The organism is Marinobacter sp. LA51 (genome assembly GCF_030297175.1).
GTDB classification, from domain to species: Bacteria; Pseudomonadota; Gammaproteobacteria; order Pseudomonadales; family Oleiphilaceae; genus Marinobacter; species Marinobacter apostichopi.
Genome location: NZ_AP028070.1, coordinates 1,517,625 through 1,536,568 on the forward strand (window position 1 = coordinate 1,517,625; position 18,944 = coordinate 1,536,568).

The window sequence follows — 18,944 nt, forward strand, 5'->3', positions numbered from 1 at the left end:
AGGTTGGCCATGAGCGAGTTGACCCAACAACACTGCGAAGCCTGCAATAAAGATGCACCCAAGGTGACCAGCGCCGAGAAACAAACGCTGCACAAGGACATCCCGGACTGGAAGATCGTAGAGGCCGATGGGGAAGAGCAACTGCACAAGGTGTTCAAGCTCAAGAACTTCGCCCAGGCCCAGGCCTTCACCAATAAAGTGGGTGACCTGGCCGAAGCGGAAGACCATCACCCTGCCATTCTGTTGGAATACGGCAAGGTGACCGTGAGCTGGTGGACCCATGCCATTGGCGGCCTGCATCGCAATGACTTCATCATGGCGGCGAAGACCGACGCAGCATACAACGCCATGCAATAATCTGCCGTGGCGGAGCTGAGTCTCCGCCACCTCAATCCTTCCTTAACCCCAGCCATCAGCAACAGGACGAGCCATGGTTGAACACTGCACTGATAGCCCTCTTGTACTGAAGTTCGGCCATGAAGAGCTGATCATCCGCCGCCGTTACGAGGTGATCAGTGTCGTGAACGACTTCTTCATCGCGATCTGGTTTTTGGTGGGGAGTGTTCTTTTCCTGTTCCCAGAGGACGAGAAAACTGCAATCTGGTTGTTCATCATAGGCAGTTTTCAGTTTCTCGTTCGCCCCACCATCCGGCTGGCAAGCCATATTCATGTAAAGCGAATACCTTCAAGCAACTGGGAAAGCTAGAAGCCGTCATCTACCGGGCTGCGGACGATCAACTGCTGCATCCCAAAATCCACATCTTTAACCCGGAGGCGCAGAACCTCATTGATGCGCAATCCTGCGCCGTAAATCAGCATGGCAATCAGTCGATACTCACCTTCCATGTTATCGATGGCTGCCTTGGCTTCTTGTGGGCTGAACACAGTAGGCAGCTTCTGCGGCTTATGTGCGGCTTCGTAGTTCAGGTTGTCCAGAGGTACGCTCAGAAACTCCCGATATAAAAAGACCAGCGCGTTTAGCGCTACCTCTAAAGCTCTCATCGCCTCAGGGTGTTGGCGATCATGAAAGCGAATGAAACGCTTGATCCAGAACACTTAAGTTTTTTCGGTTTTGTAGGCCAGGCTACGCATTCGAATGAAGGCCCGAAGCCGGTCCAGAAATCGAATGGGGTGCACGGGCACGGGCACGGGGGAGGAGATATCCATATCCACGTTTCAGCTCCTATAACTGTATTTTTATAAAGCATCCTTGTAACGAGTCATCCGTCAACGAGTAATGCGAGCCGGAGTTATACGAACCTGTTCGCAAAACCCCAGAAAGCGCCGGGGAATCCTCCGTAAGTATCTGATATGGTCAGAGCAGTGATTTGGATATATTGGAGTTATACGCCCTTTCTGTCGCGCGAGTTAGTGTTTGTGAGGGGCGTATAACTTCGGCGGTAGCTGTGAGGCTTTCTGGTTAGTGTTTGGTTTTTTAAGAATTTCGGAGCCAGGAAAGCCTGAAAGATTGAAATTATGCGAACGGGTGTTCTAAGAACTGGTTCGTTGAATAGGCTGTTGGGCGTCCTGGCAGGAGAACTTCTACACTTCTACGAGCAGTCAGACTTCCGAGAGGCTGAACGTTAAGGTAGGAGGTGCATCATGAGCAATAAACAGACGCACACTGGCAGCTGCTTCTGCGGTGCAGTCCAATTAACAGTCTCTGGCGATCCTGCCGCCATGGGCTATTGCCATTGTGAATCGTGCCGGCGCTGGTCAGCCGGACCAGTAAATGCTTTCACTCTGTGGAAACCTGAATCAGTGAATATCACTCAGGGTGCCGAGAATATCGGGACTTACGCCAAAACTCCTCAAAGCCACCGAAAATGGTGCAAAACCTGCGGAGGGCATATTCTTACTGAGCACCCGTCGATGGGGTTAACTGATGTATACGCTGCAGTGATACCTAGCTTTCCATTTATAGCTGACGTCCATGTGCATTACCAAGAAGCTGTATTGCGTATCCACGATGGAATTACCAAGTTGAAAGATGTCCCTGAAGAAATGGGTGGCTCTGGCGAACGTATTGGAGGGTAGCATCGGAACATTCACATATTGGAGCGCCCAGCAATGCCATGCAGCCGGCGCCACAAAGCGGCGGTTGCATGGCTGGCGTTACGCAAGGAATACATAGTTTTGAGAAAATTGTTTGAGGAAAAACTCTACGTTAAGGTTTCACGGAATCGATTCGAAATAGCGAGAGTGACAGGTGATCCCTCGGTTGAAATTATTTCTTCCCCGGAGCCTTTCAGTACCTCTCGTCTGCTCGTTGGAGAATTTTCACGAGCAGAGCACGAGCTGAGGAAGGGCATAAAAAAGGTGCTGCCTAAAACCCTTATCAGAAGAAGCCCTGCGGTTCTGATTCACCCTTTGGAAATGACTGAAAACGGTCTCTGCCAAGTGGAAGTCAAGATACTGCGTGAGCTAGCCCTTGGGGCTGGCGCCCACAAAGTAGAGGTATGGGAGGGGAAAGAGCTGACCCCCTCGCAAGTCGTTGAAAAACTGAAAAATGTAGAGCAAGCCGCTTAAGTTTTTTCCGGCCTGTCGGCCGTCCACCGGACGCCACTGTCGTGGCGTCGCTTAGCTCAGCGTTAAAGTCAGGGAGGAAAGGCAAGCATGGAGAAAGTTGTCACAGGCCTGATGGTACTCGTAGGCATCATTCATCTCTTGCCCGTTTCGGGCGTACTGGGTGTGGAGCGCCTTGCTGCCTTATACGGCCTTTCGTTGGGTGAGCCCAACATTGAAATCCTGATGCGTCACCGAGCTATCCTGTTCGGGCTTCTTGGCCTGTTCTTAGTGTATGCAGCGTTCCAACCATCGCTACGAACGTTGGCGATTGTCGCAGGCCTCGTCAGCGCTGTGTCCTTCATCGCGATTGCGTGGTCAGTTGGCGGGTACAACGAGTCCATTCGCAAGGTCGTGATCGCAGACATTATCGCTACCATCGCGCTCATTGTTGCAGGGGCAATCCATGTCGTCACCCGCAACAAAATTTAACAAGGCGCAGCAGTACGTGGCCTACGGCCACCGGACGGTTTTCAGCCGCCGCTGTGCTCAGCGTTAAGCACAAGGAAAGTTCATGCACGCGAATATAGCCCGCTACGGAATAATCCTGAACACTGAAAAGTTCGAAGAGTGCGTGGCGTTCTATCGAGATCTCTTTGGCTTGCGTCAGCTGTTCGAGAAAGACGAGGACGGTTTTAGGCTCACCTGCCTTGAGTACGGAGATGGCTACTTGATGGTTGAGCAAGGAGGCAAAGCAAAGGACGGCGTCAAGCCACCTGAAGAGGGTTGCTTCAAACTACGTTTCAACGTCGACGATCTGGAGGAAGCCTTGGCGGAAATTAGAGCATGGGGCATCCAGGCAGCCATTACAGAAAGCGCGTGGGGAAGGACGATCAACATTAGCGACCCTGATGGCAACCGAGTAGGTGTTAGAGATGAGGCCGGCTTTGTTCGCCAGATCAATGCTTTAAAAGCCGTTTAAGGTCGTTCCCGGCCTGACGGCCGTCTACCGGACGCCACTGTCGTGGCGCCGCTTAGCTCAGCGTTAAGTGTTTCCAGGGAGGAAACTGTGAGTACGTATCAAATTGCCCAACTCAACATTGCCACGCTCATGGCTCCAATCGATTCTCCTCAGCTTTCAGATTTCGTTGCGAATTTGGACAGGATCAATGCGTTGGCTGAGGATTCCCCTGGTTTTGTCTGGCGCTTGCAAACCGCAGAAGGTGATGCCACCGGCATAGATTATTTCGGCTCCGATAAGATCGTGAATCTTTCTCTCTGGGGTTCGGTCGAGGCTTTGCATAATTACGTTTATCGGTCTGCCCACGTCGAGATCATGCGCCGCAAGAAAGAGTGGTTCCACAAAATGGGTGAGGCATACATGGTTCTTTGGTGGGTGCCTGCCGGTCACATTCCGTCAGTCGAAGAAGCGGCGCAAAAGCTAAACATCCTGAGAGAGCACGGACCAACCGCCGAGGCTTTCACATTCAAAAAAGCCTTCCCAGCTCCCAGTGAATTGGCCAGCGTGCCGGCTGATACTTTGGGTGGTGAATGTCCAGCAACTTAACAAATCAATTAACTTCGTTCCGGCCTGCGGCCTCGACCGGACGGCCCTGTCGGGCCGCCGCTTAGCTTGGCGTTATCACACAAGGAAGTGCATCAATGAAGCAAACGGGTAGTTGTCTCTGCGGAGGCATCCAATACGAAATCAACGGTCTCCTGACCGATGTCCTGAATTGTCACTGCTCAATGTGCCGGAAGCTACATGCTTCAGCGTTCAGAACCCGCGCCAAGGTAAAGTCTTCTGACTGGCAAACTGTTCAGGGTCAGGAGTTGATGAAGTTCTACGAATCCTCTCCGGGTGAGCATAAAGGCTTTTGCTCAAACTGCGGTTCCAGCCTCTATACGAAATTCGATGCAAATCCCGATATCTATGGTTTCCCACTCGGAACCCTGGATACCGACCCGGGAGTAAAAGCGGAGCGCCACGTATTCGTAGGTAGCAAGGCTCCTTGGTTCGAGATTACGGATGATCTGCCTCAGAATGCGGAGTATGACTGAGACAGTGAAAACAAGCCGCGTCACTCGGACGGCCTTGTCCGGCCGCTTAGCTCAGCGTTAGGCACCATGGGAGCAATCGATGCTTGCGGTAGTCACTTTAAAGGCATTAGTGATTTGGGCCAGCATCCTTGTTCTAGCGGCTGCCAATGGAGCGCTGCGTGAATTTGTACTTATACCAGGGGTCGGAACCCCGGCCGCACTCGTGCTGAGCGGGTTGTTGCTTTCAACCTTGATCATTGGTGTTGCGTACTTATCGCTTCCATGGCTGCAAATTAGCCGCCCCGTTCAGCTCTGGGCCGTTGGGTTGGGGTGGCTTGCACTCACACTCGTTTTTGAGTTTTCGTTTGGGCTCTGGCAAGGCAAATCGTGGCCCGAGTTGCTTGAGGCCTACACATTCAAGGATGGCAATATCTGGCCTGTTGTTCTAGCGGCAACAGCTCTTGCACCGTACATTGCAGGTCAGTTGAGGGGTTGGGGGTAACGCGCCTAATCGGTCAACCAAGTTCGTTCCGGCCTGCGGCCTCCACCGGACGCCCCTGTCAGGGCGCCGCTAAACAAAGGCGTTATGCAATAAGGATGGCGCGCGTGATCAAGAATTTGGCTGTTTTGCGAGTTGCTAGACCAACCGACAGGCTGGATGAAATTACGACAATGTATGTTTCAGGTCTCGGATTTCAGCTAATTGGTAGTTTCAAAAACCATGATGGATTTGACGGTTCAATCATCGGCCATCCAAATCATAGTTACCATTTGGAATTTACGCAGCACTGCCAAGAAAGGGTAGGAAAAGCACCAACGCAAGATAATTTGCTGGTTTTCTATTTGCCAAATTTTGAAGAATGGAAGGCAAGTTGTGAATCCATGAAGAGGGCAGGCTTTAAAGAGGTTCGATCGTTCAACAGCTATTGGGATCAATCTGGAAAATCTTTTGAAGATATAGACGGGTATCGTGTTGTGTTGCAGAACGAAGCATGGACAGAATGAGTGTTGAGCCGGGCGTTGTGCAAAAAATGGAGATTCACGGATGAGTTCTAGTCATATTTTTTGGCCTGTGCTGGCACAGGTCTTCCTGACCTTGGCGATGTATATCGTGCTCGGTGCAAGAAAGGCGAAGGCAGTGAAAACTGGCATGGTCAATCGTCAGCAGGCGGCCCTGGATAATCGGGTGTGGCCCGAAGATGTCGTTAAGGTTTCCAACAACATTGCCAATCAGTTCGAAGTCCCGATCCTGTTCTATATTCTTAGCATTGTTCTTTACAGTATTAATGCCGCAGGCACTGTTGCAGTGGTCCTGGCTTGGCTGTTTGTCGTTAGTCGATATGCGCATGCATGGGTCCACGTGGGGTCAAACAATGTGCCGGTACGTATGCGGCTTTTCATGATTGGTTGCGTGATGGCACTTGCCATGCTTGTAGTGGCAGCCTGGAAGTTGGCCGCATGACTCTTGCATGCATAACAAGGCAAACAAATTCGTTCTGCCTTTGTGCCCGACTGATCCGACCTGTATCACGATATCGCCCTGTTTGGGGTCTCCATGCAAGTAAATAGACGAGAACGGGAAGTTATTCTCGGGTAACCTCGACTACAGTCATTGTAACTGCAAAGAGGCATCGGCGAGTTGGAACACCTACATCATCCGAATAAGAAAGATAAGCGCGGTGTCGCAGCTACCTATTTTGATGCCCAGAGGCGTTTTCTCGACCTTTTCCTAAGGCGTCATCTGTCCCGCCTGTCCCAGCAGGACTTGCGTCGCGGGCGGGTGATGGTGGCTTTGTTGATCTTCGGCATACTGGCAATGTTCGCCATGGCAGTTGTGCGTTTGTCGACAGAAGGAATTGGGCCAGTCTCCCTGGTGGTGTGTTTCGGGGTATTCGCCATCTCTGCCAGCCTCGTGTTTTTTGTCCGAACAGGCAAAAGTGGGGCGGCTGGCGATCTGATGATCCTCAGTGCTATTACCGTTATCTTTATCACGGCTATTAACGACAACGGTCTGCATTCCCGGGTGCTCACCTGGCTGCCTCCATTGCCGCTCATTGCTAATTTCACCTCAGCCCGACTGACTGCTATGCGAACTACCTTGCTCGTGTTGTTTGGGTTATTGATGCTGTTGGCGGCCCATGAAATGCACTGGATTGCTAGCAGCTACCCGGACGAATCGTTGTTCGGGCGTCTTACAGCCGGTTTTGGTTCCACGCTTTTTGTATCGGCCATTGCCTATGCGTACGAGGATTCCCGGCGCCAGGCCGATAAGGAAAGGGATGCCCTGAGTCGTACCAAGAGTGATTGGGTGAGCATGGTCAGTCATGAGTTGAGAACGCCCCTTACTTCTCTTTACGGCGGCCTCAAACTGCTGACCAATGGCAATTTGGACGAGCAGCCGGAAAAACAGCAAACATTGCTGACGATGTCGACCCGCAATACCGAGCGACTAATTGGTCTGGTTAATGATGTTCTGGACGTTGAGCGATTGTCCGAAAGCCGATTTGAGCTGAATCTGAAAATGATTGATCTGGCGGATGTCGTCGACGAAGCGGTGAAAATCCAACAATACCTGGCAGACGAACGGGGCATTGCGCTGAGCACCCGGCTCGAGCCCGCGTCATCGGTAATGGCCGATCCTGATCGTATGTTACAGGTGGTACAGAACCTCTTGTCCAACGCCATCAAGTTCTCTCGTGCCGGTGGTGAGGTGGTAGTGCATTTGGCACCGACAGAGGAAGGGGTTATGTGCAACGTACAGGATGGAGGGGAGGGCGTGTCAGAGGAGTTCAGAAACTATCTGTTCGAACGCTTCGCCCAAGAGACGTCCGACACACGTCGACGCTCTGGCGGCTCCGGGCTCGGTTTGTACATCTGTAAGGGGATCATTGAGTTGCACGGTGGGCAAATAGGTTACCGGCCCAGAGACACCGGCGGCAGCGAGTTTTTCTTCACCTTGCTCAGATGAACGTCCAGGCCAATATCCTGGTGATCTTTTTTCCCTGCTTCATCTCTATTTCCCGCACATCGACTGCCCCGAGCTTTCGAATCAACTTCTTCGCAGGCTTAACATTGTCGGTTTTTGAAACCAGGCTCGTGAACCAGCGGCATTGAGTTGAGTACTGCTGGCTCTCTCTTATTAGTTTTTTAAGAAACAGCTGCTCGCCGCCCTTGCACCAAAGCTCTGCTCCCAGCCCGCCAAAATTTAGAGTAGGGGATTTGGTGTTTGCTTTTCGTTCACCGCGACTACGGGCGAGGTTGTCGAGCTTAAGCTGGCTACCTTTAAGTGCTTCATTGAGTGAGGCATGAAACGGCGGGTTGCACACGCTTACGTCAAAGAACTCCCCAGGCTGAATGATCCCTTCAAAAATGTGGTTTTTATCGTGCTGGGTGCGCAGCGTGAAGCGGTCTTTGAGTGAGGGGTTGTTGGCGATAATCGCGGCTACGTTCTCAAGGGACTCAGTGTTAATGTCACTTCCCACGCACTGCCAGCCGTGTATCTGGCAGGCCAGTAGCGGGTAGATTCCATTGGCTCCCGTCCCGATGTCGAGCAGCTTGATGCTGGATTGTTCGGGCTCAAGCAAGTCCGCTATGTAATGGATATAGTCGGCTCTACCTGGGATTGGGGGGCAAAGCGCGCCCTCTGGAATATCCCAATCCACAATGTTGTAGTATCGGTTCAACAACGCGGCGTTGAGAGTTTTTACCGCCAATGCGTCTGCGAAATCGATAGAAAGGTTGCCATGAGCGTTCGGTTTCACATGAGAAGCTAGAGCTGGGTGGCTTTTTACGAGGCCTTGGAAGTCATAGCCCTGGTTGTGTAAATTCCTCGGGTGCAGACCTTTGTTCGCAGGCTTGGCTTGGCTTTTTTCACTTCGATGCGGGGTGCTCACAGTAATAGGCCCGAGGCTTGGAGTTCTGAAGTAGAGAAAGTCTGGCTTGGTCCGTGATTATATTCTTAATGCAGGTGTCGGGCATACCCGGCAATTAGAGGGTGGTGAGAGCCCTCTGACTGTAAATTCATTTCCCCAAAAGGCGACAGCAATGACTATTGAGCGCATTTCCACCAATAACCGCATGAGCAAGATCGTAAAACACAATGGTACCGCTTACCTTTGCGGCCAGGTGGCCAAGGACAGGAATGGTGACATCCATACCCAGGTAACCGGGATGCTGGAGAAAGTGGACGAGCTGCTGGAGAGTATCGGTTCCGGCCGGGACAAAATTCTGTCTGCAACCATCTACCTTGCTGATATGGCTGACTTCAAAGCCATGAACGAAGTATGGGATAACTGGGTGCCTGAAGGCGAAGCTCCAGCCAGGGCTTGTGTGCAAGCGCAGATGGCGTCTCCTGAGTTGAAGGTCGAAATCTCGGTAGTAGCTGCGACTTCCTGACCGGGAAGCGCCGTCCGATTTAATACCTCAGTCCATTCAGCCAGGAGGCTTGCCATCACTGTCGCGCTGCATCGTTTGTACTCCTTCCGTCGTTGCCCCTACGCCATGCGTGCTCGACTCGGTATCCTGTTTGCCGAGCTGAAAGTGGAGCTTCGGGAGATCGTGTTGAAAGACAAACCGGCGCAGATGCTGGCGATCAGCCCTAAAGGTACGGTTCCTGTTCTGGAGCTGGCTGAAGGGGATAGCTCCGTGCGGCTCGTTATCGAGGAAAGCAGGGAAATACTCGAATGGGCGCTGCAGCAGAACGATCCGCACGGATTGTTAAGCGTCGATTTAGCAAGCGCTGGTGCTCTGATCGAGCGTAACGATAATGAATTCAAGCACTGGCTGGATCGCTATAAATACGCTGATCGCCACCCAGAACTAACACAGCTGGATTACCGGCAAAACGGCGAGGTGTTTTTGCAGGAACTAGAGGGCTTATTAGCCAAGAACAGGTATCTCTTGGGGGAAAACATCAGCATTGCTGATATTGGCATCATGCCGTTTGTACGGCAGTTCGCCCATGTCGATCGAGAGGTGTTTTACAGCCTGCCTTATCCGAATCTGCAGCAATGGCTGAGGGATTGGCTGGAGCACCCAATCTTCCAGCAGGTCATGGTGAAGTATCCGCCCTGGCAGGAAAGTGATGATCTGGTGGTGTTTCCAGGCGACAGCCGCCAACTCTGAACACCTATGCCCGCCGGCATCGATTTTTAATGGAGAAAACGCAGCATGAACACGACTCCCACGCCTTATCCAATTGGTACGCCAGGCACTCCCTGGGGCGACGTTGAACGTGCCGAGTGGTTGTCACGGCAGACTCATCAACGCAGCTACGAATTCGAGGTGTTGAGTGTGATCGAGCGCCTTCGCTCGCGCTTCGACGTGCAAGAGTATGGCCATCTCGACTACGGCTCCGATGGCTATTCGTTGATGGCGATCCGGAGCCGCGATTGGCGTGACGATCTGCCGGTTGTGCTGATAACAGGCGGGGTACACGGCTACGAAACCAGCGGTGTGCATGGCGGGCTGCAGTTTCTTGAACAGCATGCGGAGGCTTACGCGGGCCGCGTGAATTTGCTGGTCGCGCCCTGTGTCAGCCCCTGGGCTTACGAGCGCATCCACCGCTGGAACCCGTACGCAGTCGATCCGAACCGATCGTTCCGTGAAGGCAGTCCGGCTGAAGAGTCGGCTGCACTCATGCGGTTGGTGGCGCCTGTGCGCGATCGTGCGCTGTTGCATATCGACCTGCACGAGACCACCGACACCGACGAATCGGAATTTCGACCCGCGCTGGCTGCCCGGGACGGCAAGCCCTTCGAGCCGGGCGGTATTCCCGACGGTTTCTATCTGGTTGCTGACACCGAAAACCCGCAGCCTGAGTTCCAGCAGGCGATCATCGAAGCGGTGGAGCCAATCACTCATATCGCTCCGGCCGATGACAGCGGCGAGATTTTCGGCTCACCGGTGGTGGCTCGAGGGGTGATCCAGTACCCACTAGACCAGCTGGGTCTGTGCGCCAGTGTCACCAACGCGCCTTACAAAACCACCACTGAGGTTTATCCTGACAGCTCCCGTTCGACACCTGAGCAATGCAATGCCGCGCAGGCTGCGGCGGTGTGTGCAGCGATTGATTACGTGCTGGCGCATCAGTAGGGAGGGCAAATGCGCTAAAGTGATATTGGCGTTAGGTCTGGACCAAGGAGGTCGGTATGAACATTGATATCCCTATCATCAACGCCTTTGTTGATGAGTCGAAGGGTGGCAATCCTGCTGGTGTTGTCCTGGAGGCTCAGCAGTACTCCCAGGATCAGAAGCAACGTATTGCCGCCGGTATCGGGCTTTCAGAAACGGCGTTTGTCTCACCCTCTTCGGTTGCGGACTTTAAGCTCGAATTCTTCACACCTACCCGCCAAATTGCGCATTGTGGCCATGCCACCATCGCAACGTTCTGCTATCTGCGCCAAATCGGTCTGTTGCTTAATGACCAAACGTCGAAAGAGACCATTGATGGCCGTCGTGAAATTCTCATGCAAGGCGATATGGCCTATATGGAGCAATCGGCGCCCAAGTATATTGAATTAGATCAAGCCCATCGGGTTCGCGTTTTGGGTTCCCTTGGCCTTGATCCTTCAGATCTATTGGAAGGAGCAGATCCCTGCGTGGTGAATACTGGCAACTCGTTCCTGATCATTGGTCTGAAAGACTCAGCCAGTACCAAAGCTATCCGCCCAAAAATGACAGACATATCTGCCATCAGTGACGAGTATGACCTGATCGGCTATTACGTGTTCTGCCCACAAACCTTCAAAGTTGGCAGAGACGCGGGTGCTCGAATGTTTGCCCCGCGCTATGGTATCGATGAAGAAGCCGCGACGGGGATGGCCGCAGGGCCGCTCGCTTGTTACTTGCACGATAAGCTGAACATTCAAAAGAGCCGGTTTCTCATCGAACAGGGCTGCTTTATGTCTACGCCTTCACCCAGTGTTATCGATGTGAAGCTGCAAGCTGAACAGGGCTCCATTGTTAGTCTCATGGCTGGTGGAAAGGCAGCAGTCAGCGAAACCAGGCAAGTTGAGATCTAACAACCGCTTTTTGTAAAAGGTGGCTTATGAAACCAAAACTCAGGTCCGAGCTAACATGTCCGGAGTGCGGTCACAGGGAGTTGGAAACAATGCCGCAAGATTCCTGTCAGTATTTTTATGAATGCAAGAACTGTAAGGTTTTGCTCAAGCCCGCGCTTGGCGATTGCTGTGTTTTTTGCTCATACGGCGACACCCCATGCCCCCCTGTACAACTGGACCAATCGTGCTGTTGAGGTTATGAAGAACGGAAACCGGTTAATGAAGGTTGGTGCAATTGGTGGCGTGATTACAGCACTGTGCTGTTTCACTCCCGTTCTCGTTTGGTTGTTTACGATTCTTGGCATTTCTGCGTTGGTGGGCTATCTGGATTACGTGCTTTTTCCATTGCTCGCAGTGTTTATGATCTTGTGGGTAATTGGTTTTGTTCGGGGACCGAGCGGCAACTGAAAATACCAAATTGCTGGAGTACGGGGCTGTTTGGCTCGGCGTAATCCTCCATTTATAGGTCTTCTCTGGGGTGAGAGTATTTTGTGAAGGCACTTGAGCTTAAAGTTCCGCCAGTTGTAGTCGTCGCCATTGCCGTTGGCTGTATGTGGGCCGTTTCGGTAATTTCGCCTAAGATAAATTTTGCGATTCCTCGTGTGGCCTGGTTTTCGGCTGGCATTGCAGTGGTTGGGGTTTGCATTGCCATTTTGGGCGTCCTGCAGTTTCGGGTAGCCGAAACAACGGTAGACCCACGGGTGCCGGAGCAATCTACGAACCTGGTGGTAAGCGGCGTCTACAGACATAGCCGGAACCCGATGTATCTGGGGTTTTTCCTGACCCTGTGTGCGTGGGGTTTGTACTTGGGCAGCGTTATTTCTTTGCTGTTCCTTCCCGTGTTCATCGTGTATATGAACCGGTTTCAGATCGTTCCAGAGGAGCGATTTATGCACGATCAGTTCGGTGAGGTGTATGACAAGTACAGGTCTGAAGTACGCCGGTGGATTTAAGGCCCTAACTAATTGGGAATTGAACATGATTGAGACGTATCGCGGAGTCGTTTATCCAAATCAAACCGACCACATGGGGCACATGAATGTTCAGTGGTACACATCGAAATTCGATGAAGGCACCTGGCATCTCTTCTCCACGCTTGGAATTACCACCGGTTATATTCGCGAGAACGAGAAGGGCATGGCGGCGCTTGAGCAGACAACGAAGTACAAAGCTGAGGTGATGCCCGGGGATCTTCTGGTTGTAAAATCCCGTGTGCTGGAAGTGAAGGATAAGACGATCAGATTTCTGCACGTAATGCTCAATGCCGAAACCGGAAACGAAGTCGCAACGACCGAGCTGGTTGCCGCGCATCTGGACACCAAAGCACGACGGGCATGCTCTCTCCCGGATGAGATCAAGCAACGATGCTCGGAACTCATCGGATCTACCGAATAATCAGGACGACTTCAGATTGGGTGGATCAGAGAAAGTGTCTGGTATTGCCGGTTGAATTGGTTATGCTTTTTAAGCGGCCTTCCGTCATGCGGCAGGTTTAACCAGGACTACGGAGGCGATGAATCCATGGACGTAGAATTTCAGCCCGGTCGCAACATTGCGATGAAGATCCCGCAGCACGAGCATCAGAGTACGGTGCGCTTTTACAGGGATATTCTCCGCTTCAAAGAGATGCCTGCCACCGGCGGCGATGACACTCCACGGTTCGAATTCGGGGACAAGGTCCTATGGCTGGATAGGGTGCCGGGCTTGAGCCAGGCCGAGATCTGGCTGGAAGTCATCGCGAACGACATTGGCAATGCCGCAGAGTATCTGAAGGAGCAGGGTTGCCATCGCCGAGATGAAATTGAGCCACTCCCAGATGGCTTGAAAGCTTTCTGGATATCGAGCCCATCCAACATTATTCATCTGGTGGCGTCGGGCGATGACACCTGACTGCTGGCGTTGAGTGGATGAAAGCGACCAGCGAATTTGTTAAGAACCTCAACGATGTTTTTGCACTGTTCGGTGCCATCGAAGCCAAGCGCATGTTTGGAGGCTATGGCATCTACCACGACGGCCTGATGTTTGCGCTCGTCGCCGATGATGCTCTGTATTTGAAAGCTGACGACAGCACGTCGGGTGCATTTGTCGAACTCGGGCTGCAGCAGTTCGAATATGAGAAAAACGGTAAGGTTATGCGCATGTCCTATTACGCTGCGCCGGAGGAGATTTTTGAGGATTTTGAACAAGCGCGGGAATGGGCTAATCAGGCATACGGTGCGGCGTTGAGGGCAAGAAAGCCGAAGTAGGAGCTTTTCGAAGAGGGCATCAAATTCTTCTGTGCTTTTCTTGCTGCTGATGCAAAATTTCCCAAGGCTCATACTGAAACGGAGTTCACGTGGTTACCTGCTATCTCAAGTACGTTATAGACCCTTACAAGCTCTCGGAGTTCGAGCGCTATTCCAAAATGTGGATTCCTCTCGTCGAGAAATTTGGCGGTCAGCATCACGGCTATTTTCTGCCTTCTGAAGGCGCCAATAACATCGCCATTGCTCTGTTTACATTCCAATCACTGGCTGCCTACGAAGAGTATCGGCAAGCCTCATTTCAGGACGAGGACTGTCTGGCGGCGTTTCAGTTCGCCAAAGAAACCCGCTGTGTGGTGAGCTGCAAAAGGAGTTTCATGAGGCCGGTCTTCGAGTAGCTCTAAACGGCCGAAAATGTCTCTGGAATGAGGGCCGTGCACTAAAAGTCGTTGTCAGGGTGTTGCACTATTCAAAGTCGCTTTTAAAACTCCAATCAAGGAAGACCATGAAGATATCCACCTTTCCCCTAATAGTTCTTTGCCTGTTCATGGGCTTTACCTTTTGGGTTATGGCTGGCGCAGAGCAGTCGCTTCTTGCCTTTGGTGTCCAGCTTATGTCGAGCCCGGATACTGCCCAGGTCGTTATCGACCTCTACATACTTGCTGCGCTTTCCTGTGTCTGGATGTATCAAGACGGTAAAAGCCGCGGCAAAGGATGGGGTTATCTTGTCCCGTTTTTCACCCTGACAGCGATATTTGTGTCCGCAGGACCGCTGCTATATTTGGTACTCCGTGGCCAGCGGCGTGAATCGGCTGCCGCGCCCAGCAAGGTTTAGACGGGGCAGGTGCACGCCCGACTGATAATTTTCCGCATGGAATTCCTAATGAAAGAGTTCTTAGAGCAACATCGACTTGTTCTCGCGGAGGCTGCTGTCGTCGAGAGGCTTCGCAGGAATGAGAAGGTAGAATTAGATCCTGAACTGGTTCATGCCCCATTAATCAACTTTGATGCGGGCAAGAAGGCATTGCGGAGCATTTACCGTGAGTATCTTGATATCGCTGAGGCTTATGACCGACCTCTCTTGCTCAGTACGCCCACATGGCGGGCAAACAAGGAAAGAGTGCTTGCCTCGGAGCACCACCAGAACATCAATGCCGAAGCCGTGAAATTCCTTAGAAGTCTGGTCGAGGACGAAGCTAGAAATGTGCCCGTAAAAATTGGTGGTCTGATTGGCTGTAAAAACGATTGCTACTTGCCTGGTGAGGCTTTGTCACTGAGTGAGGCGAAGGAGTTTCATGAATGGCAGATTAATCAGCTGGCAAGCGAAGGGGTAGATTTTTTGATTGCAGTCACCCTGCCTTCCGTAGAGGAGGCGGCAGGCATTGCTGTCGCAATGGAGGCAACGGGGCTGCCTTACATCATAAGCTTCGTGATGGGCTCAGATGGAAAAGTCCTGGATGGGACTGAGATTAAGGCAGCGTTTGAATACGTTGACACGAAGACCGTGAAAAACCCGCTGGGTTATTTCGTTAACTGCTCCTTTCCATCATTTTTGAAAACAGAGTCTCTGTCTGCAAATGCCATCGATCGGCTGATTGGTATTCAGGCAAACGCTTCATCTCTGAGCCATGCGGAGCTAGATGGCTCTGAAGATCTCAAATCTGAATCGGTATCGGAGTGGGGAAGCCTTTTGCTGCAACTGAACAGCTCTTTTGGATTAAAAATACTTGGTGGATGCTGCGGTACCGATGGTCGGCATCTTAAGTACTTAACAGAGAATATTTCTGCTTAACGTAATGTGATCACTGGAGATCCACGTGAATATTGGCATTTTCATCTACCGAGACGCTGAAGTTCTCGATTTCTCTGGTCCTTTCGAAGTTTTCTCAACGGCATCTCGTTTAAGTGGAGCGGAACAGCCATTCTCGGTGTTCTTGATTGGTGAGAGCCGAGAAGTCGTTTCGGCCAGAGCTGGCTACAAAGTTGTCCCTGACTACTCAATTGACGATCACCCGCCACTAGACGTGCTTATTATCTCTGGGGGCGTACATGCCGTTGAGATGGAAAACGAGAAAGTCATAGCCTGGATTCGAGAGCAAGAAAGCTCTGCGAAGCTCACCGCTACAGTGTGTACCGGCATCTTCCTGTTGGCTAAAGCAGTTGAATCACTTTCGTGCCGTGTCACTACTCACTGGGAGGATATTTCGGATCTTAAAACGATGTTCAGTCAGCTTGAAGTGCTTGAAGGCGTTCGATGGGTTGATGAGGGGAATATTGTCAGCTCGGGCGGTATATCGGCGGGCATCGATATGAGTCTGCACCTGGTCAGTCGGTTGCACAGTGTGAGCTTGGCTGAGGACACTGCGCGCCAGATGGAGTTTTTGTGGACGAGAAACTGCGACTAACTATGTCATTTACCGAACGCCCGATGTATGGCACCCAGCAGCAGTGTTGAACCAATATAACTTGGAAGGCGTAGGGAAGTGAGTTAAGACAATCGAATCGCGCCTTGGCCATGGCTCACACCAGGCAGGCAAGGCCCAATCTCAACTTGAGCAAGGAAACCCATGATGACTATTTTTGAGGAGCTTCGGGCAGACCACGACAAACAGCGAGAGTTGATTGATCAGGTACTTGCAACCAGTGGCGCCAGCGAAGAGCGTGATCGCCTGTTTTTGAACCTGAAAAAACAGCTAGAAGATCATGCGCTCGCCGAAGAACGCTACTTCTATGTGCCGCTGATGAAATTCGATGAAACCCAAGAGAAAGCCAGACACAGCGTTGCAGAACATCATGAACTCGATGAGTTAATTGAGGCCTTGTCAGATGCTAAACAGGACTCCCCAGGGTGGCTGACTCACGCCAAAAATCTTGCCCATACGCTGCTGCATCACCTTGAGGAAGAGGAAAAAGAAGTGTTCCCCTACGCAGGCAAATTTCTTGGTGACGATGAAAAGTCGTCGTTGGGGTCAGATTACCGGGCGGAGATGGAGAAGAGGACGTCCCCCTAAAGAAGAGCTGGAAGCCGTGCTCCCGAGGATCTTGGCGCCTTTTGCGCTGCGATCATGAAGGTTCTGTCGCCCATCGCCGGATCTGTAGTAATGCTAACCTTGGCTTAGCTGTTAGCTGTTAGGTGAGCAATAAAAACATTGGTGGAATTTGAAGGCTTCAGAATGATCACCGGATTGCTATTGCTACTCGCGCCAGCCGTTGCCTATTTGGTTTCTTTGCCGTTCTCGCACAGGTTTACACCTTTTTTGCGTTGGTCTTTTCGAATAGTAGGCGGAATCATCGTCTTCGGTGGCAGCTCAATATCCCTCTATTTTGCAGCCTACACGGGTGATCAGGGCGGCATCGCAGCTTTCTTTTTCCAGCTTTTTGTAATTGCTGCATTTGCCTTATTCACAGCCGTGTTTTTTGCCATCCATTGGTCAATGCGCAAAAGAAGCCAGAAAACCTCTGGCGAGTAACTGACAACTACGAGCCGCCGATATTCTTCGCAGGCGGGCTCGAGTATTGAACCACTGGCGGATACCGATCGAAGCCATGATTGAAACGGAAAGACTACTACTGCGCCAATGGAAGGATTCCGATCTCCTAATCTTTGCAAAAATGTGCAGAGACAGGGAGGTTATGGAGTACTTCCCCAAGCGATTAGCCCGGAAGGAAAGCGATCATCTGGCGAATAGAATCCGGTCTCTCATTGCCGATCGTGGTTGGGGGTTCTGGGCTGTAGAGGTTCCAGGCCAATCCAGCTTCATCGGCTATGTCGGTTTGCACATTCCCAGAGCAGCGATGCCGTTTCACCCATGTGTTGAAGTTGGCTGGCGGTTGGCAAAGGAACACTGGGGCCAGGGATACGCGACCGAGGCGGCCAGAGCATCACTGGACTACGCATTTAATCATCTTCAGTTGAGTGAGGTGGTTTCGTTTACCACCTTGAAAAACGTGCGGTCGCAGGCAGTTATGGAAAAGCTTGGAATGTCCCTGGATAGACATTTTCAGCATCCCGATCTGGACGCCAACAGCACGCTCAGAGAGCATGTTCTGTACACGATAAAACGGAGCAAATGGGCGAGAGGTCAACGAATTTAGCCTTGCCTTCGCAGTTGTGTCCAATAGACTGATGTAAAAGCAAATGACCAAGAGGAATGGCTGTGTCCCCAATTTCCCGCTTTCGCCGCACAGCGGCTTTAACCCTTCTACTACTCACCGGGCCAACAATGGCTGCGGACCCGGTGGTGGTATCGTCCAAGATCGATACCGAAGGCGCCGTGCTGGGCCAGATGGTGCTGCAGTCCTTGGAAAAAGCTGGCATTCCGGTTAAGAACCGAATCCAGTTGGGAGCAACCAACATTGTTCGCAATGCCATCAAAGCGGGTGAAATAGACCTCTACCCGGAGTACACCGGCAACGCCGCTTTCTTCCATGATCAGGCGGACCGGGATATCTGGAAGGATGCCGATAAGGCCTACGAGCAGGCGGCCGGCTTGGATAAAGAGGCACACAACATCGTCTGGCTTAAACCGGCCAAAGCCAACAATACCTGGGCCATGAGTGTGCGTGGGGACCTGGCGCGGGCGAACAATCTGGAGACGCTTGAGGATCTCGCGGATTACATCAACAACGGTGGCGACTTCAAGTTTGCGGCCAGTGCAGAGTTTGTTGAATCCGCCAGTGCGTTGCCGGCGTTCCAGAAGGCTTATGGCTTCACGCTGAGCTCTGACCAGCTGCTGGTTCTCTCCGGTGGCAACACCGCCGCGACACTCCGGGCCGCCGCTCTGAACAACAACGACGTTAATGGCGCCATGACCTACGGCACCGACGGCGGCCTTAACGCACTTGATCTGAAGGTGATGGAAGATACCCTCGGTGTTCAGCCGGTTTACCAGCCGGCACCCATCGTGCGCGCCGAGGTTCTGGAAGCCTACCCGAAGATCCGGGAGGTTCTGGAACCCATTTTCGAATCCCTGGATCTCGAAACCCTTCAACGCCTGAACGGCTTGGTTGCAGTGAACGGTGTGCTGGCCGAGCAAGTGGCACGGGATTATCTGGAATCCCTGGGCCAGGACTGAGGTTTGCCTGTTACCAAACC

32 protein-coding genes are annotated in these 18,944 nt (G+C 52.1%); 30 read left to right on the plus strand and 2 right to left on the minus strand.

The window, feature by feature from the left end; all coding sequences use genetic code 11:
- Positions 1-9: 9 nt before the first annotated feature.
- Together QUE89_RS06950 and QUE89_RS06955 are read left to right on the plus strand one after the other, a co-directional pair.
- Positions 10-357 (plus strand): 4a-hydroxytetrahydrobiopterin dehydratase, encoded by a 348-nt coding sequence (locus QUE89_RS06950; protein ID WP_286222474.1) that lies wholly within the window; start codon positions 10-12, stop codon positions 355-357.
- Positions 358-430: 73 nt separating this feature from the next.
- Complete coding sequence (locus QUE89_RS06955; protein ID WP_286222475.1) at positions 431-706, plus strand: YrhK family protein; 276 nt, start codon at positions 431-433, stop codon at positions 704-706.
- On the opposite strand, the gene QUE89_RS06960 is transcribed toward QUE89_RS06955, so the two are convergent.
- Positions 703-1,056 (minus strand): tyrosine-type recombinase/integrase, encoded by a 354-nt coding sequence (locus QUE89_RS06960; RefSeq protein ID WP_286222476.1) that lies wholly within the window; start codon positions 1,054-1,056, stop codon positions 703-705. The genes QUE89_RS06955 and QUE89_RS06960 overlap by 4 nt on opposite strands.
- A 546-nt stretch (positions 1,057-1,602) precedes the next feature.
- Between QUE89_RS06960 and QUE89_RS06965 the strand changes: the two genes are divergently transcribed.
- The 10 genes from QUE89_RS06965 to QUE89_RS07010 all read left to right on the plus strand — a co-directional run bounded on the left by QUE89_RS06965 (position 1,603) and on the right by QUE89_RS07010 (position 7,513).
- Positions 1,603-2,037 carry a GFA family protein gene (locus QUE89_RS06965; protein WP_286222477.1) on the plus strand — a complete coding sequence of 145 codons (435 nt, stop codon included), beginning with the start codon at positions 1,603-1,605 and terminating at the stop codon, positions 2,035-2,037.
- A 99-nt stretch (positions 2,038-2,136) separates the two neighbouring features.
- Positions 2,137-2,529 carry a hypothetical protein gene (locus QUE89_RS06970; RefSeq protein ID WP_286222478.1) on the plus strand — a complete coding sequence of 131 codons (393 nt, stop codon included), beginning with the start codon at positions 2,137-2,139 and terminating at the stop codon, positions 2,527-2,529.
- Between the two features lie 87 nt (positions 2,530-2,616).
- Entirely contained in the window at positions 2,617-2,997 is a 381-nt protein-coding gene (locus tag QUE89_RS06975) for a phosphopantetheine adenylyltransferase (protein WP_286222479.1), read from the plus strand.
- Positions 2,998-3,079: 82 nt separating this feature from the next.
- Positions 3,080-3,487 carry a VOC family protein gene (locus tag QUE89_RS06980; protein ID WP_286222480.1) on the plus strand — a complete coding sequence of 136 codons (408 nt, stop codon included), beginning with the start codon at positions 3,080-3,082 and terminating at the stop codon, positions 3,485-3,487.
- Between the two features lie 87 nt (positions 3,488-3,574).
- Positions 3,575-4,072, plus strand: a complete 498-nt coding sequence (locus QUE89_RS06985) for a DUF3291 domain-containing protein (protein ID WP_286222481.1) — start codon at positions 3,575-3,577, stop codon at positions 4,070-4,072.
- Positions 4,073-4,167: 95 nt separating this feature from the next.
- Positions 4,168-4,566 carry a GFA family protein gene (locus QUE89_RS06990; RefSeq protein WP_286222482.1) on the plus strand — a complete coding sequence of 133 codons (399 nt, stop codon included), beginning with the start codon at positions 4,168-4,170 and terminating at the stop codon, positions 4,564-4,566.
- 79 nt (positions 4,567-4,645) lie between these two features.
- Positions 4,646-5,047: a hypothetical protein gene (locus QUE89_RS06995; RefSeq protein WP_286222483.1), complete on the plus strand. Its 402-nt coding sequence runs from the start codon at positions 4,646-4,648 to the stop codon at positions 5,045-5,047.
- 104 nt (positions 5,048-5,151) lie between these two features.
- Positions 5,152-5,550, plus strand: coding sequence for a VOC family protein (locus tag QUE89_RS07000; protein WP_286222484.1), 399 nt, complete (start codon positions 5,152-5,154; stop codon positions 5,548-5,550).
- Positions 5,551-5,590: 40 nt separating this feature from the next.
- The gene (locus tag QUE89_RS07005; RefSeq protein WP_286222485.1) at positions 5,591-6,007 is read left to right on the plus strand and encodes an MAPEG family protein; all 417 of its coding nucleotides are present in this window, start codon (positions 5,591-5,593) and stop codon (positions 6,005-6,007) included.
- Between the two features lie 177 nt (positions 6,008-6,184).
- Positions 6,185-7,513, plus strand: a complete 1,329-nt coding sequence (locus tag QUE89_RS07010) for a sensor histidine kinase (RefSeq protein ID WP_286222486.1) — start codon at positions 6,185-6,187, stop codon at positions 7,511-7,513.
- Here the strand turns inward: QUE89_RS07010 and rlmF are convergent.
- Positions 7,506-8,438: a 23S rRNA (adenine(1618)-N(6))-methyltransferase RlmF gene (gene rlmF, locus QUE89_RS07015; protein WP_286222487.1), complete on the minus strand. Its 933-nt coding sequence runs from the start codon at positions 8,436-8,438 to the stop codon at positions 7,506-7,508. The genes QUE89_RS07010 and rlmF overlap by 8 nt on opposite strands.
- A 151-nt stretch (positions 8,439-8,589) precedes the next feature.
- On the opposite strand from rlmF, the gene QUE89_RS07020 reads away from it, so the two are divergent.
- The 18 genes from QUE89_RS07020 (at position 8,590) to osmF (ending at position 18,924) form a co-directional block, all read left to right on the plus strand.
- Positions 8,590-8,940 carry a RidA family protein gene (locus tag QUE89_RS07020; RefSeq protein WP_286222488.1) on the plus strand — a complete coding sequence of 117 codons (351 nt, stop codon included), beginning with the start codon at positions 8,590-8,592 and terminating at the stop codon, positions 8,938-8,940.
- Between the two features lie 105 nt (positions 8,941-9,045).
- Positions 9,046-9,669 (plus strand): glutathione S-transferase, encoded by a 624-nt coding sequence (locus QUE89_RS07025; RefSeq protein ID WP_286222489.1) that lies wholly within the window; start codon positions 9,046-9,048, stop codon positions 9,667-9,669.
- Positions 9,670-9,714: 45 nt separating this feature from the next.
- Positions 9,715-10,638 carry a M14 family metallopeptidase gene (locus QUE89_RS07030; RefSeq protein ID WP_286222490.1) on the plus strand — a complete coding sequence of 308 codons (924 nt, stop codon included), beginning with the start codon at positions 9,715-9,717 and terminating at the stop codon, positions 10,636-10,638.
- Between the two features lie 56 nt (positions 10,639-10,694).
- On the plus strand, positions 10,695-11,567 hold the full coding sequence (locus QUE89_RS07035; protein ID WP_286222491.1) for a PhzF family phenazine biosynthesis protein: 873 nt from the start codon (positions 10,695-10,697) through the stop codon (positions 11,565-11,567).
- Positions 11,568-11,656: 89 nt separating this feature from the next.
- Complete coding sequence (locus tag QUE89_RS07040; protein ID WP_491844568.1) at positions 11,657-11,800, plus strand: GDCCVxC domain-containing (seleno)protein; 144 nt, start codon at positions 11,657-11,659, stop codon at positions 11,798-11,800.
- Positions 11,801-11,825: 25 nt separating this feature from the next.
- Positions 11,826-12,014 carry a mercury resistance system transport protein MerF gene (merF, locus tag QUE89_RS07045; RefSeq protein WP_286222493.1) on the plus strand — a complete coding sequence of 63 codons (189 nt, stop codon included), beginning with the start codon at positions 11,826-11,828 and terminating at the stop codon, positions 12,012-12,014.
- An 83-nt stretch (positions 12,015-12,097) separates the two neighbouring features.
- The gene (locus QUE89_RS07050; RefSeq protein WP_286222494.1) at positions 12,098-12,559 is read left to right on the plus strand and encodes a methyltransferase family protein; all 462 of its coding nucleotides are present in this window, start codon (positions 12,098-12,100) and stop codon (positions 12,557-12,559) included.
- A 25-nt stretch (positions 12,560-12,584) separates the two neighbouring features.
- Complete coding sequence (locus tag QUE89_RS07055; RefSeq protein WP_286222495.1) at positions 12,585-13,001, plus strand: acyl-CoA thioesterase; 417 nt, start codon at positions 12,585-12,587, stop codon at positions 12,999-13,001.
- 126 nt (positions 13,002-13,127) lie between these two features.
- Complete coding sequence (locus tag QUE89_RS07060; RefSeq protein ID WP_286222496.1) at positions 13,128-13,496, plus strand: VOC family protein; 369 nt, start codon at positions 13,128-13,130, stop codon at positions 13,494-13,496.
- A 17-nt stretch (positions 13,497-13,513) separates the two neighbouring features.
- Positions 13,514-13,852 (plus strand): TfoX/Sxy family protein, encoded by a 339-nt coding sequence (locus tag QUE89_RS07065; protein ID WP_286222497.1) that lies wholly within the window; start codon positions 13,514-13,516, stop codon positions 13,850-13,852.
- Positions 13,853-13,941: 89 nt separating this feature from the next.
- On the plus strand, positions 13,942-14,247 hold the full coding sequence (locus QUE89_RS07070) for an NIPSNAP family protein (protein WP_286222498.1): 306 nt from the start codon (positions 13,942-13,944) through the stop codon (positions 14,245-14,247).
- 107 nt (positions 14,248-14,354) lie between these two features.
- Positions 14,355-14,684 carry a DUF2834 domain-containing protein gene (locus QUE89_RS07075; protein WP_286222499.1) on the plus strand — a complete coding sequence of 110 codons (330 nt, stop codon included), beginning with the start codon at positions 14,355-14,357 and terminating at the stop codon, positions 14,682-14,684.
- A gap of 48 nt (positions 14,685-14,732) precedes the next feature.
- Positions 14,733-15,641, plus strand: coding sequence for a homocysteine S-methyltransferase family protein (locus tag QUE89_RS07080; RefSeq protein ID WP_286222500.1), 909 nt, complete (start codon positions 14,733-14,735; stop codon positions 15,639-15,641).
- Positions 15,642-15,660: 19 nt separating this feature from the next.
- Positions 15,661-16,254, plus strand: coding sequence for a DJ-1/PfpI family protein (locus tag QUE89_RS07085; RefSeq protein ID WP_286222835.1), 594 nt, complete (start codon positions 15,661-15,663; stop codon positions 16,252-16,254).
- Positions 16,255-16,416: 162 nt separating this feature from the next.
- Positions 16,417-16,860: a hemerythrin domain-containing protein gene (locus QUE89_RS07090; RefSeq protein WP_286222501.1), complete on the plus strand. Its 444-nt coding sequence runs from the start codon at positions 16,417-16,419 to the stop codon at positions 16,858-16,860.
- Between the two features lie 141 nt (positions 16,861-17,001).
- Positions 17,002-17,319 carry a hypothetical protein gene (locus QUE89_RS07095; RefSeq protein ID WP_286222502.1) on the plus strand — a complete coding sequence of 106 codons (318 nt, stop codon included), beginning with the start codon at positions 17,002-17,004 and terminating at the stop codon, positions 17,317-17,319.
- 67 nt (positions 17,320-17,386) lie between these two features.
- Positions 17,387-17,944 carry a GNAT family N-acetyltransferase gene (locus QUE89_RS07100; RefSeq protein ID WP_286222836.1) on the plus strand — a complete coding sequence of 186 codons (558 nt, stop codon included), beginning with the start codon at positions 17,387-17,389 and terminating at the stop codon, positions 17,942-17,944.
- A gap of 56 nt (positions 17,945-18,000) precedes the next feature.
- The gene (gene osmF, locus QUE89_RS07105) at positions 18,001-18,924 is read left to right on the plus strand and encodes a glycine betaine ABC transporter substrate-binding protein OsmF (protein WP_286222503.1); all 924 of its coding nucleotides are present in this window, start codon (positions 18,001-18,003) and stop codon (positions 18,922-18,924) included.
- Positions 18,925-18,944 lie beyond the last annotated feature (20 nt).

What these genes read in the sequence shown, in the direction of transcription:
- QUE89_RS07020 (WP_286222488.1), top strand. Translation starts at nt 8,590, where the DNA reads ATGACTATTGAGCGCATTTCCACCAATAACCGCATGAGCAAGATCGTA.
- QUE89_RS07065 (WP_286222497.1), top strand. Translation starts at nt 13,514, where the DNA reads ATGAAAGCGACCAGCGAATTTGTTAAGAACCTCAACGATGTTTTTGCA.
- QUE89_RS07035 (WP_286222491.1), top strand. Translation starts at nt 10,695, where the DNA reads ATGAACATTGATATCCCTATCATCAACGCCTTTGTTGATGAGTCGAAG.
- QUE89_RS07090 (WP_286222501.1), top strand. Translation starts at nt 16,417, where the DNA reads ATGATGACTATTTTTGAGGAGCTTCGGGCAGACCACGACAAACAGCGA.
- QUE89_RS07025 (WP_286222489.1), top strand. Translation starts at nt 9,046, where the DNA reads ATGCGTGCTCGACTCGGTATCCTGTTTGCCGAGCTGAAAGTGGAGCTT.
- QUE89_RS07075 (WP_286222499.1), top strand. Translation starts at nt 14,355, where the DNA reads ATGAAGATATCCACCTTTCCCCTAATAGTTCTTTGCCTGTTCATGGGC.
- QUE89_RS06955 (WP_286222475.1), top strand. Translation starts at nt 431, where the DNA reads ATGGTTGAACACTGCACTGATAGCCCTCTTGTACTGAAGTTCGGCCAT.
- QUE89_RS06950 (WP_286222474.1), top strand. Translation starts at nt 10, where the DNA reads ATGAGCGAGTTGACCCAACAACACTGCGAAGCCTGCAATAAAGATGCA.
- osmF (WP_286222503.1), top strand. Translation starts at nt 18,001, where the DNA reads ATGGCTGTGTCCCCAATTTCCCGCTTTCGCCGCACAGCGGCTTTAACC.
- merF (WP_286222493.1), top strand. Translation starts at nt 11,826, where the DNA reads ATGAAGGTTGGTGCAATTGGTGGCGTGATTACAGCACTGTGCTGTTTC.
- QUE89_RS07005 (WP_286222485.1), top strand. Translation starts at nt 5,591, where the DNA reads ATGAGTTCTAGTCATATTTTTTGGCCTGTGCTGGCACAGGTCTTCCTG.
- QUE89_RS07060 (WP_286222496.1), top strand. Translation starts at nt 13,128, where the DNA reads ATGGACGTAGAATTTCAGCCCGGTCGCAACATTGCGATGAAGATCCCG.
- QUE89_RS06980 (WP_286222480.1), top strand. Translation starts at nt 3,080, where the DNA reads ATGCACGCGAATATAGCCCGCTACGGAATAATCCTGAACACTGAAAAG.
- QUE89_RS07055 (WP_286222495.1), top strand. Translation starts at nt 12,585, where the DNA reads ATGATTGAGACGTATCGCGGAGTCGTTTATCCAAATCAAACCGACCAC.
- QUE89_RS06965 (WP_286222477.1), top strand. Translation starts at nt 1,603, where the DNA reads ATGAGCAATAAACAGACGCACACTGGCAGCTGCTTCTGCGGTGCAGTC.
- QUE89_RS06975 (WP_286222479.1), top strand. Translation starts at nt 2,617, where the DNA reads ATGGAGAAAGTTGTCACAGGCCTGATGGTACTCGTAGGCATCATTCAT.
- QUE89_RS07030 (WP_286222490.1), top strand. Translation starts at nt 9,715, where the DNA reads ATGAACACGACTCCCACGCCTTATCCAATTGGTACGCCAGGCACTCCC.
- QUE89_RS06995 (WP_286222483.1), top strand. Translation starts at nt 4,646, where the DNA reads ATGCTTGCGGTAGTCACTTTAAAGGCATTAGTGATTTGGGCCAGCATC.
- QUE89_RS07040 (WP_491844568.1), top strand. Translation starts at nt 11,657, where the DNA reads ATGCCGCAAGATTCCTGTCAGTATTTTTATGAATGCAAGAACTGTAAG.
- QUE89_RS06990 (WP_286222482.1), top strand. Translation starts at nt 4,168, where the DNA reads ATGAAGCAAACGGGTAGTTGTCTCTGCGGAGGCATCCAATACGAAATC.
- QUE89_RS07080 (WP_286222500.1), top strand. Translation starts at nt 14,733, where the DNA reads ATGAAAGAGTTCTTAGAGCAACATCGACTTGTTCTCGCGGAGGCTGCT.